General features: G+C 69.0%; 11 protein-coding genes and 1 pseudogene. 4 read left to right on the top strand and 8 right to left on the bottom strand.

Annotated elements, in window-relative coordinates:
• Positions 1-699 (bottom strand): LysR family transcriptional regulator (locus H3O04_RS29710; protein WP_202589030.1); only part of this gene is annotated, 699 nt, incomplete at its 3' end.
• A 147-nt stretch (positions 700-846) separates the two neighbouring features.
• Between H3O04_RS29710 and H3O04_RS29705 the strand changes: the two are divergent.
• Positions 847-2,304, top strand: a pseudogene (locus tag H3O04_RS29705) (MFS transporter); the annotation flags it as partial.
• A gap of 96 nt (positions 2,305-2,400) precedes the next feature.
• Here H3O04_RS29705 and H3O04_RS29700 read toward each other — a convergent pair.
• Positions 2,401-2,598: an oxidoreductase-like domain-containing protein gene (locus H3O04_RS29700; RefSeq protein WP_006480905.1), complete on the bottom strand. Its 198-nt coding sequence runs from the start codon at positions 2,596-2,598 to the stop codon at positions 2,401-2,403.
• Positions 2,599-2,758: 160 nt separating this feature from the next.
• On the opposite strand from H3O04_RS29700, the gene H3O04_RS29695 reads away from it, so the two are divergent.
• Positions 2,759-3,181: a RidA family protein gene (locus H3O04_RS29695; RefSeq protein ID WP_023477883.1), complete on the top strand. Its 423-nt coding sequence runs from the start codon at positions 2,759-2,761 to the stop codon at positions 3,179-3,181.
• A 77-nt stretch (positions 3,182-3,258) separates the two neighbouring features.
• Here H3O04_RS29695 and creD read toward each other — a convergent pair whose 3' ends face one another.
• The 4 genes from creD to H3O04_RS29675 form a co-directional block, all read right to left on the bottom strand.
• Positions 3,259-4,647: a cell envelope integrity protein CreD gene (gene creD, locus H3O04_RS29690; RefSeq protein ID WP_043888598.1), complete on the bottom strand. Its 1,389-nt coding sequence runs from the start codon at positions 4,645-4,647 to the stop codon at positions 3,259-3,261.
• Between the two features lie 103 nt (positions 4,648-4,750).
• On the bottom strand, positions 4,751-6,202 hold the full coding sequence (creC, locus tag H3O04_RS29685) for a two-component system sensor histidine kinase CreC (protein ID WP_202589029.1): 1,452 nt from the start codon (positions 6,200-6,202) through the stop codon (positions 4,751-4,753).
• 15 nt (positions 6,203-6,217) lie between these two features.
• Positions 6,218-6,937 (bottom strand): two-component system response regulator CreB, encoded by a 720-nt coding sequence (creB, locus tag H3O04_RS29680; RefSeq protein ID WP_023477886.1) that lies wholly within the window; start codon positions 6,935-6,937, stop codon positions 6,218-6,220.
• Between the two features lie 89 nt (positions 6,938-7,026).
• Positions 7,027-7,740: an SDR family NAD(P)-dependent oxidoreductase gene (locus H3O04_RS29675; protein ID WP_202589028.1), complete on the bottom strand. Its 714-nt coding sequence runs from the start codon at positions 7,738-7,740 to the stop codon at positions 7,027-7,029.
• Positions 7,741-8,140: 400 nt separating this feature from the next.
• Here H3O04_RS29675 and H3O04_RS29670 point away from each other — a divergent pair, with 400 nt between their 5' ends.
• Positions 8,141-8,818 (top strand): dihydrodipicolinate reductase C-terminal domain-containing protein, encoded by a 678-nt coding sequence (locus H3O04_RS29670; RefSeq protein WP_202589027.1) that lies wholly within the window; start codon positions 8,141-8,143, stop codon positions 8,816-8,818.
• Positions 8,819-8,895: 77 nt separating this feature from the next.
• Here H3O04_RS29670 and H3O04_RS29665 read toward each other — a convergent pair whose 3' ends face one another.
• Together H3O04_RS29665 and H3O04_RS29660 are read right to left on the bottom strand one after the other, a co-directional pair.
• Positions 8,896-9,705 (bottom strand): SDR family oxidoreductase, encoded by an 810-nt coding sequence (locus tag H3O04_RS29665; protein ID WP_202589026.1) that lies wholly within the window; start codon positions 9,703-9,705, stop codon positions 8,896-8,898.
• A complete protein-coding gene (locus H3O04_RS29660) occupies positions 9,702-10,535 on the bottom strand; it encodes a molybdenum cofactor biosynthesis F family protein (protein WP_202589025.1) in 834 nt (277 codons plus the stop codon). Before H3O04_RS29660 ends, H3O04_RS29665 begins: the two co-directional genes overlap by 4 nt.
• Positions 10,536-10,705: 170 nt before the next feature.
• Here H3O04_RS29660 and H3O04_RS29655 point away from each other — a divergent pair.
• Positions 10,706-11,003 (top strand): AraC family ligand binding domain-containing protein (locus H3O04_RS29655; RefSeq protein ID WP_202589024.1); only part of this gene is annotated, 298 nt, incomplete at its 3' end.

The following is an 11,003-nucleotide window of genomic DNA, read 5'->3' as shown; positions in this document are numbered from 1 at the left end:
GAGCCCCGCCGCGAGCATCGACTGCAACCCCGCGACGCCCGACGCGCTGTGCACGAGCACGTACGGCGTGTGTTGCTCGTCGAGCGAGCGCACCGCGACCTGATGCATCATGCAGTCGTCCGGCAGCAGCACGAGCGGCAGCGGCTCGGGCAACTGCTCGGCGAGCGCGGGCGACGCGACCCACGACAGCGGTTCGCGCCGCAGCACCCAGCGTGTGTCGGCCGACGCCGGCCGGAACGGCCCGCTCGACATGTTCATCACGACGCCGAGATCGATCTGCCCGCGTGCGTGCGCCGCTTCGATCTCCGCGCTCTTCATCGCGCTCACGTGCAGGCTCAACTGCGGGTAGCACTCGCGCAGCCGCGCCAGCATGCCCGCCACTTCATTCGTGCGGTAGTAGTCGGTGATCGCGACGCGCAGTTCGCCCTTGATCGCCTGCCCGCGCAGCTCGTCGAACGCGGCCTCGTTCAGCGCGACGATGCGCCGCGCATGCTGCAGCAGCCGCGCGCCGGCCGGCGTCGGTTCGACGCCGCGCTTGCTGCGCACGAACAGCGGCACGCCGGCGCGCGATTCGAGCTTGCGGACCTGCTCGCTGACCGTCGATTGCGACAGGTGCAGCCGCGGTGCAGCGGCCGTCAGGCTGCCCGCATCCGCGACCGCCGCGAAAGTACGCAACTGATCCAGGTCGAAACCGCGCATCGTCGTTCCTCATCCATCGAATAACCCGATGGATGCTACCACTCTTTCCCGCTTTTCCGAACCATGGGCGATGCCCAGAATAAGGGGTCAACGGCCTGGTTGCGTCGATCGCCTATCGGGCCCTCATTCTTTGGATCTGCTTTCATCATGACGAACAATACCCTCGCCCCCTGCGCACCAGCCTGCGCGGCCGCCGCGGCGACGCCGCGCAGCCATCATGGCTGGGCGCTCGTGGTCCTGCTGGTCGGCGCCATTCTGCCGCCGCTCGACTACTTCATCGTGAATCTCGCGCTCCCGGCCATTCGCGACGGCATCGGCGCGCGCCAGGCCGAGTTGCAGCTCGTCGTGTCGGCCTATGCATGCGCGAACGCGGTCGTCCAGATCACCGGCGGGCGGCTCGGCGACCTGTACGGACGCAAGCGCATGTTCATGATCGGCATGGCCGGCTTCGTGCTCGCGTCGACGCTGTGCGGGCTCGCCGGCAACGGCACGGTGCTCGTCGGCGGCCGCGTGCTGCAGGGCCTGTTCGCCGCGATCCTCGCCCCCCAGGTGCTCGCGACGATCCGCAGCGTGTTCAGCCCGCAGGAACAGGTGCGCGTGATGGGCTTCTACGGGTTCGCATTCGGCCTCGCGGCCGTGATCGGCCAGCTCGGCGGCGGCGCGCTGATCAGCCTGCATCCGTTCGGGCTCGGCTGGCGCGCGATCTTCCTCGTCAATCTGCCGATCGGCATCCTGGCGCTGATCGGCAGCTGGCGCTTCATCCCGGAAAACCGCGCGCCGCGCGGCCAGCGCATCGACGTGCCGGGTACGGTGCTGATGTCGCTGTTCCTGCTGATGCTCGTGTACCCGCTCACGCACGGTCGGGAAGCCGGCTGGCCGCTGTGGATGATCGCGTGCGGCGTCGGCGCGCTGCCGATGCTCGGCGCGCTGCTCGCGGTCGAAGCGCGCCGGCTTGCGCGCGGCCACGATCCGCTGCTCGACGTGCGGCTGCTCCGCAACCCGGTCGTCGCGCTCGGGCTCCTGCTCGCGTTCCTGTTCTATACGCTGAGCGCGTTCTTCCTGAGCTACGGGATCTATCTGCAGGGCTGCCTGAACTGGTCGCCGCTCGCGTCCGGGTTCGCGATCCTGCCGCTCGGGCTCGGCTTCCTCGCGAGCCCGCTGCTGACGACGCGCCTCGTCGCCCGCTTCGGCGGGTATCGCGTGCTCACGCTCGGCTTCGCGATGCTCGCGGCCGGCGTCGCGATCGCCGCCGCGCTCGCCCGCGACGGCGCGCCTGGGCCCGGCTTCTATGCGGGCATCGCGGCGATCGGCATCGGGCAAGGGCTCGTGCTGCCGTCGGTCGTGCGGATCGTGCTCGCGGAAGTCGATGCGGCCCGCGCGGGGGTCGCGTCAGGGATGGTCAGCGCGATGCTGCAGATCGGCGCGGCGGTCGGCGCCGCGACGATCGGCGGCGTGTTCTTCGCGCGGCTCGGCGTGCATCCGGCCGCGCTCGATTACGTGCAGGGCTTCAGGGCGTCGATGTTCACGCTGACGATCGTGCTGCTGGGCTGCGTCGCGCTGTCGATGGCGCTCGGGCCGCTGCATCGGCGGCTGCATGCGGATGCGCGACAGCTGACGTGCGACGGTGCCGGCACCGTCAATCCAGGCCCGGAAACGGGCATGGCGCATGCGCGGCGTGGCGGCTCGCCGGCCTCCTCCGGTTTACCGGTGAGGCTCGCGCTGTGCGTGCCGCGCCTCCCATTCGGCCAGTTCGACGCGATAGCGCGCGAGCGCCTCGTCGTAAAGATCGAAGACGCACGGCGAGCAACCGCTGTTGCAGCAGTCTTCCAGTTCGGGTTGGACAGGCGGGGTCGGGCGGGGATCGTCGACGGACGGATCTCCGGAAGCTTGGTTCGGCACGGCGTGGTCCGGTAATGTGGAGTGGTCAGTATAGGGCGATCCGGGCCGCCGCCGCATTCGGCAGGCCGGCGGGTCGCCGACGAACGCATCCGTCATGGCGCGCTCGCCGCATGCGGCACGCCGCTGCGCTCGCCCATTTCGACCCCACAGGAGCCGCACGATGGCCGAAGCCGTGAATCCCCCGGAAGTCTGGGCGCCGTTCGGCGCGTTTTCGATGGCCGTGATCCAGGGCGACGGCCGGATCGTGCATCTGAAGGGACAGGTCGCGCTCGACCGCGACGGGCAGGTAGTCGGCGCCGGCGACATGCGCGCCCAGGTCCGGCAAACGCTCGACAACATCCGCGACGTGCTGGCCGCGCTGGGCGGACAGATGCGCGACGTGATCTCGCTCGTCCATTACGCCACCGACATCGATGCGTTCATGCAGGCCGGCGACATCCGCAAGACCTACTTCGCCGAACCCTATCCGGTGACGACGACCGTTCAGGTCGAACGTCTCTACCATCCCGACCTGCTGATCGAGATCGCAGCCATCGCCGAGATTCCGCTAGCGCGGTTTCGTCGGCCCGAGAGGGCCGCGTGAAAGGCATCGGGCCCGCGTAAAAACGCGCGCCGGTCACGGCTTTCCCGACCGGCGCGCGCTTGCCTGCACCCGCTCGCCTACTTCGCCGGCGCGCCCGGCTTCACCGCTCCCGGCTTGTCGGCCAGCGGCTGCCACGCGGCGCCGAGCGAATACCAGTCGACGCGGCGCGTGAGCGTCATGATGCCGGCAAGGATCGCGAACAGCAGCAGCGAACCGAGCATCAGCGCATTGTCTTCCGACAGCAGCAGCCCGTAGAGCGCCGCGTACAACATCGCAAGCAGCACGGTGAACGTCGCGCCGCGCTTCACGCTGTGCAGCACGAACGACAGGTAGAAGCCGAGCAGCCCGATGCATGCGCCGCTCGCCGCGAGATACGCATAGCCGAACGCAATATGCTCGGACAGGCTCAGCAACAGCAGGAAGAACAGCGCGAGCGACAAGCCGACCAGCGTGTACTGGATCGGGTGAATGCGCAGCCGCTTCACGAGCTCGTACATGAAGAAGCTCGCGAACGTGAGCATCACGAACAGCGCACCGTATTTCGTCGCGCGTTCGGCCTGCAAATAGACGTTCACGGGTTCGATCACCGATACCGACGCCATCTCGATCTCGCCCCCGCCGTTGCCGGACGCCACTTGCTCGCGCGCCTTCGTGTTGAATGACGTCACGTGCCAGTTGCTGGCGAAGCCGCGCGCATCGATCGTGCGCTCCGCCGGCAGGAACTCGCCGCCGAAGCTCGGATGCGGCCACGTCGATTTCAGCGAGAAGTCGTTCTGGTCGCCCACCGGCGCGAACGCAACCGATTCGGCGCCCGCCAGCGGCAGGCCGATGCTGAACGGCACGACCGTCGCCCCAGCGTTTGCCTCCGCCAGCGCCGTGAGATCGACGTTCGCATGCACGCCCTGGCGCAGGCTGTCGAGCCGCGTGCCCTGCTCCACGTCGATCCGCTTGCCGCCGATGCGCAGGTCGGGCTGCGCCTTCAGCCCCCGCAGATCGCCGATGCCGAGCGCGACGTATGCGCCGTCGATCTTGAAGCTCACGTGGCCGTCGGCCTCCGGCAGCTTCTTCAGGTCCGGCAGCGGCAGCATGCCCGTGATCCGGCTGTCGAGTCCGTACACGAGTGCCTTGTGAATACCGCGATAGCGCACGCTGACCGCCAGCGTGCCGTCGACCTTCAGCGTCTTGGGGAACACGAATAGCCGTTTCGTCTCGCTTTTCAGGCTGGTTTTCGCCTTGCCGCCGGCCCGCGCGTCGTCGCTCACGCGCGTGACTTCCGTGTAACGGACGACGAGCACCGGCCCCGTCACCGTCTGCGGCCCCGCGTAGCTCGCCCAGATGCTCTGCAGCGCACTCTGCCGGTAATCGGCGCGTTCCCGCACGATGCTCTGGACCATCTGCAGCGGGATCAGGATCGCCAGCGCGAGAAACGCGGTGATCATGGACTTGAACAACAGAACTCGATTCATTGCTGGCAGGTACCGGAGTAGAAGGTACGTTCAGCATGAGCGGCCCCGGTGAAGGGCGATTGAAGCCGGCGTGAAGCGAATGTGTGGCGAGCGTGAAGCGCGGTCAGCCGGCCGACGGCAGCGTGAGCGTCGCGCACGCGCCGCCTTCCGCGCGATTCGCAAGCGCGACCTGGCCGCGATGCAGCATCGCGACTTCGCGGACGAAACACAGCCCGAGGCCTGTGCTGCGATCCTGTCCGTCGGGCCGCGGCAGCGAATAGAAGCGTTCGAACACGCGCGACAGCGCATAGTCGGGCACGCCGGGGCCGTCGTCGTCGACGCGCACGACCGCGACGTGCGCCCGCCCCGCCGGCTGCCGCTCGAGCGCGATCCGGATCGTGCTGCCTTGCGGCGCGAAATCCAGCGCGTTGTCGAGCAGGTTGCCGAGCGCCTGCCGCAGCAGGAACGGATCGCCGTCGACGACCGCGGGATCGGCCGGATCGCTCGCATCGATCCGCAGGCTCACGCCGCGCTGCCGCGCGCGCGGCTCGATATCGTCGACGAGCTGTTCGAGCACCGGCCGCAGCGCGACCGGCTCGTGCACCGACAGCCGCTGCTTCTGCTCGACCTCGGCCAGCGCGAGCAGCTTGCGGATCATCTGTTCGAGGCGGCCGGCCTGGCGGCGGATGTTCTCGGTGAAGCGCCGGCGGTTCGCGACCGGCATGTCTTCCTGCAACAGTTCGGCTGCACCACTGATCGCGGCCAGCGGGCTTTTCATCTCGTGCGTGAGCGTGTGGATGTAGGTTTCGACGTACTGGCGGTCTTCCAGCCGCTGATGCATGCTTTCCACCGCGCGCCCGAGCTCGGCCAGTTCGTTTGCGCCCTGCAGCGGCATCGACGCGCGCTCGCCGGCCGCGATCGCGCGCGCATAGCGCTGCAGGCGCCGCAACCCGAGCACCAGCCACCACGTGCACGCGGCGCCGATCAGGATCGCGCCGCCCATCAGCAACGCGCCGTACAGCATGATCTTGCGCTGGCTGCGCGCGATGAACGGCGCGACCGTCTGGTTCGGTTTCGCGATCGTCAGCACGCCGATGATCTCGTTGCCGCGCCGGATCGGTGCCGCCACGTGCATCACGGTGCTGCCGTCGTCGTTCGGATCGCTGCGTGTGCTGCGCGCGCCGTATTCGCCGCGCAGCGTCCGGTACACGTCGTTCCAGCGCGAATAGTCCTGCCCGAGCGCGCTGCCGGACGAGTCGTAGCGCACGATGCCGTGCGCGTCGGTAATGTAGAGGCGGTAGCCGATCGCGTTCTTCTGGATACCCCACACGTTCGCGCTGACCGGGCGCTCGTGCAGTTTCCCGAGTTGCCGCGCGAATGTGCCGTCGGCGATGTGCCCGTTCGCCATGTCGTCGGCCGCCAGCGTCGCCAGCACCTGCGCGGTATCGACGAGCGTGTCCTCCATCGCTTCGCGCACGCCGGGCTTCACCTCCTGCACGAACACGCGCAGCGTGATCAGCGCGGCCAGGCCGACGATCAGGAAAAAGCCGAAGAAGATGCGCAGGCCGATATGCATGGGCGGTGCCGCTCGTTACGGTTGCAGCGAATAACCCATGCCGCGATGCGTGCGGATCGGGTCGCGCTCGGGATCGATCGCGCGCAGCTTGGCGCGCAGCGTCTTGATGTGCGTGTCGACCGTGCGGTCGGCCGAATCGAGCGCCTCGTGCCACACGAGATCCATCAATTGTTCGCGCGAGTAGATGCGCCCCGGATGCCGGACCAGCAGCGCCATCAGCCCGAATTCGTAGCGCGTGAGGTCCAGCGCGTGGCCGAGCCACGACACGCGCGCGCCGTCGGTGTCGAGCGTGAAGCCGGAGGCGACCGGAGCAGGCGCGTCGGCCGAGGTGGGCGTGGGTGCGGGCGCCGGTTCCGGTGCGGCCGTCCGGTGAAAGCGGCGCAGGATCACGCGGACCCGCGCGGCCAGTTCCCGCGGCGAAAACGGCTTGACGACGTAATCGTCGGCGCCGATCTCGAGCCCGACGATCCGGTCGATCTCGTCGTGCCGCGCGGTCAGGAAGATCACCGGAATATCGGTGAACGTGCGCAGCCGCCGGCATACCTCGAAACCGCTGAGGTCCGGCAGGCCGACATCGAGCACCACGAGATCGAAATGCGTGTCGCGCAGGCGGTCGAGCGCCGCCTGCCCGAGCGTGCAGTGGACGGTCTGCATGCCGTCGGTGCCGAGCGCATAGACGATCGTGTCCGCGATCGCCTGTTCGTCTTCGACGATCAGGATGGTGGGCTGAGTCATGGTCTCAGGTTCGGGTCTCGGGTTCCGGCCGTGCAAGCCGGTGCGACATTGTACGCACGGCCGAACCCGGCGAGCCCTCCTCCGGCGTACTACGCGACGCGGCCGCTCACCGGAATCGACGCACCGGTGATCGCCTGCGCGTCGGCCGACAGCAGGAATCCGATCGTCGCCGCGAGCTGCCCGGGCCGGACCCAGCGCGAGAAGTCGGCGTCGGGCATGTCCTTGCGGTTCGGCGGCGTGTCGATGATGCTCGGCAGCAGCGCGTTCACGGTCACGCCGCGATCGAGCAGTTCCGCCGCCAGCGCCTCGGTGAGCCGCGCGACGCCCGCCTTCGCGGCCGCATACGCACCCATCCCCGCGCCGGCCTTGAACGCCGCGCCCGCGCCGATGTTGACGATGCGGCCGGCCTGGCTCGCCACCAGGTACGGCAGCGCGGCTTTCGACGCGTTCAGCGCCGTCTTCACGTTCAGTTCGTACATGCGGTCCCACGTGGCGGCATCGCCGTCGGCGATCGTCTGCCACACGAATGCGCCGGCGATGTTCAGCAGCGCGTCGACCCGGCCGAATTCGCGGTTGACCGTGTCGAGCGCCTGCACGGCGGCCTGCGGATCGACGAGATCGATGCCGCCGATGCGCAGCGCATCGGCCGGCACGCCGGGCAGCGCCTGCGCCGCCGGCGCCGCGCCGCGGCCGATCAGCGCGACGCGTGCGCCGCGCTCGCCGAGCCACGCGGCCGTCGCGACGCCCAGATGACCGAAGCCGCCGGTGATCGCGACTGCCTTGCCTTTCAGGTCGTGTTCCATCGATGTGTTCTCCTGGATCGAGGGTGATGGGATGAAATGCCGACAGCGTAGCGCCGTTCACGCGTTCGTGCGCGCGGGATGAAGGTGCGGCAGCGCGGTTCCTCCGTCGTTTCGCTTCGGTTGCCCGGGCGCCAGCCCGGCGGCTGCGCCACGAAACGGATCGCGGTCCACACGCACGCGCCGCGGGCCATCGCAACGTCGCGGGCGAGGTGGACTGCCGAGGGCGTCGGCGAGCCGATGCGCCGCGACATCACATGCCCGGCCCGACAAGCGCGCCAATCGACGGACGGGCATAATGCGCGATGCCCGCCCGGCGCGGCAAGCGGCACGACAGCTGGCTTGCTCGACAGCCTGCACCGCCGCCGCCCACTCGCCACCCGAACCTCAATCCGTCAATCCCATGCAAGTACTCGTCATCGGAACCGGCAAGCTCGCCAACGAGTTGCTCGGCTCGCACAAGCTCGACCCGGCCACCTGCCGCGTGATGCCTTGGTCGGACACCGCGCGAACCGACGCCCGGTCGATCGTCGTCCATGCCGGTTCCGGCCGCGAACTCCCCGCCGCGATCGCGTTCTGCCAGGCCACCGCGTCGCCGCTCGTCGAGCTGTCGACCGGCTCCGACCTCGAAACCGGGACGTACGGCTTTCCGGTCGTGCTGTGTCCGAACACGAACATCCTGATGCTCAAGTTCATGAGCATGCTGGAAACCAGCGGCCACCTGTTTCGCGACTGCGAGATCAGCGTGACCGAGTCGCATCAGGCCGGCAAGACGTCCGTCCCCGGCACGGCCGTCGGCATCGCCGCGTCGCTTGGCGTGCAGCCGGCAGACATCCGCTCCGTGCGCGACCCGGCCGTGCAGCGCAGCGAATTCGGCATCCCCGACGATCAGCTCGGCCGCCACGCGGTTCACCGGATACGCATCGACGACGGCGCATGCAGCCTGCAGTTCGAATCGCGCGTATCCGGCGATACGCCTTATGCGGACGGCGTATCGCGCATCGTCGAGGCCGTCCGGCAGCACGATCTCGAGCCTCGCCACCATTCGATCGTCGAATTCATCCGCAACGGCTGGCTGTAGTCACGGCGGCGGCGTGCGGGCCGGTACGCGCGCCTATGCCGTCACAACCTCGCCGCAGCCCTGCGAACCGCCCCTCGCTATCGATCTCCCAGCACCGCCCCGCTCTCCGGCAAGGTCGCGCCGCCATCGACGACGATCGTCTGCCCGGTGATGTACGCCGCGTCGGCCGACGCGAGAAACAGCATCGCGTTCGCGATGTCCTCCGGTTCGCCCATCCGCGCGAGCGGAATGTCGCGCGCGATCTGCGCCGCGACCAACGCATCGCCGAGATTGCCGGCCGCCGGCGTGCGAATCATCCCCGGTTCGACGCCGTTGACCGTCACGTTGCGGCGCGCCAGCTCCAGCGCCGCCGCCCGGATGAAGCCGTTCACGCCGGCCTTCGACGCCGCGTAATGCGCAAGCCCCGGATAGACGACGCGCGGCCCCGTCACCGACGACGTGACGAGCAGCCTGCCGGCCCCCGCCCGCTCGAATGCCGGCAACGCGGCCTGCGCGAGCCAGAACAGCGCCGACAGGTTGACCGACAGCGTGCGATCGAGCGTCGGCTCGTCGATCTGCATGAACGGCGTCAACGGAAAATACGCGGCATTGTGGATCACGACATCGAGCCGGCCGCCGTCGCGCTCGACCGCCGCGACGAGCGCATCCAGGTCGTCCCGGCTCGCGGCATCGACTCGATACGCGCGTGCGTCGCCGCCGGCGCTGGCCAGCGCGTCGGCCTGCGCGGCTGCCGCGTCGCCGTTCAGGTCGGCCACGGCGACGAACGCGTCGGATTCCGCGAAACGGCGCGCGATCGCCGCGCCGATCCCTTGCGCGGCGCCCGTGACGAGCACGACACGGCCGCCGAAATCCGCGCGCAGGCGGCCGCTGCCCGGCACGGCAGTCATCGCTGCGCCTCGCCGCCGGACGGGTACACGGTTTCGTTCAGCACTTGCGCGTAAGCGCCGATCTGGAAATTCGACAGCGTGCCGAAATCGCCGCCCTGATAGCCGAAGATCTTGCCGTCGGTCTTGCGCTGCGCGAGGTCGATCAGCACGACGCCGAGCGTCGGCACCACCTTCTCGCGCCACACGAACAGATACAGCTCGTCCGCCATCTTGAAGTAATGGCAGCGGTCGACATCGGCCAGCCCCCCTTCCACGCCTTGCAGGCACTGCCACGCGTAGAAATTCTCGTTCAGGTAGATGTGCTCGTAGCATTCGGTCGGGCTGTAGCGGTACATCGTCCGCTTGCCGATCAGCTCGCGCGTGGGCGCATGCAGCGGCCCCGGCTGCGCGTGGCCGCCGAGCGTGCCGTGCCGGAATTGCACGTCGACGGCCGTCAGCGGCAGCCCGCGCGCGACGCGCGTGAACGCATCGATGCGCGTGTCGGCTTCCGTCGGCAGCGTACCGACGACCGACGTCCACACGCCGGCGTCCAGGTCGATCACGAGGCTGACCGACGTCGCCCGAGCAGTGACATCGATGTAGTCGACGAAGTACAGTCCATCGCGCAGCCGCGTCACGCGGCACGGCGCGCGGCTGCCCGTATCGGTTGCCGCATCGCGCCACCGCAGCGCATCCGGCTCGAACGTATAGACGCGCCACGCGCCCGATGCGTCGCCAAGCGCCAGCGTCCGCCCGACGAGTGCGTCGACGGGGGCGAGGATGTTCGCCTCCGGTGCGAAGCCGTCCGCGAGCGCGCCCACCTGAATGAATACCGGGTCCTGTCGTTCCACCTGCCGTCTCCCATGCAGCTTCAGGCCCGGCGGGCCGTGTACGCTGCCGATGTGCACATGGTGCCGGCTGCACGCGCCGCGCGATATCCGCCAAAAGGATGAAGGGCGCGCGGCGCCGGAACGCGCTAAAGTGCACGTGATCCGCGCCGCGACCGGCGCGAGGAGCGCACATGCACCGTGTCACCCACTATCGACGCACCGGCGAAGGCATCGAGGCGTTCAGCCTCGAATCCGACCGCGCGTTTCCGCGCCACGCGCACGACGAATTCGGGGTGGGCGTGATCGTCAGCGGTGCGCACCGGTCGTGGAGCGGTCGCGGGCAGGTCGACGCGCTGGCGGGTGACGCGATCATGGTCAATCCCGGCGAGATGCACGACGGCTCGCCGCTCGAGGCTGGCACCGGCAGGCGCTGGCGGATGCTGTACCTCGCGCCCGCGCTGGTCGCGGGCGCGAGGTACAGCATCCGCC

Origin of the sequence: Burkholderia sp. KCJ3K979 (assembly GCF_016759955.1) — a bacterium.
GTDB lineage: Bacteria > Pseudomonadota > Gammaproteobacteria > Burkholderiales > Burkholderiaceae > Burkholderia > Burkholderia orbicola.
Note: the sequence above shows the minus strand (reverse complement) of the source record. Positions and strands in the feature narration are given on the sequence as shown.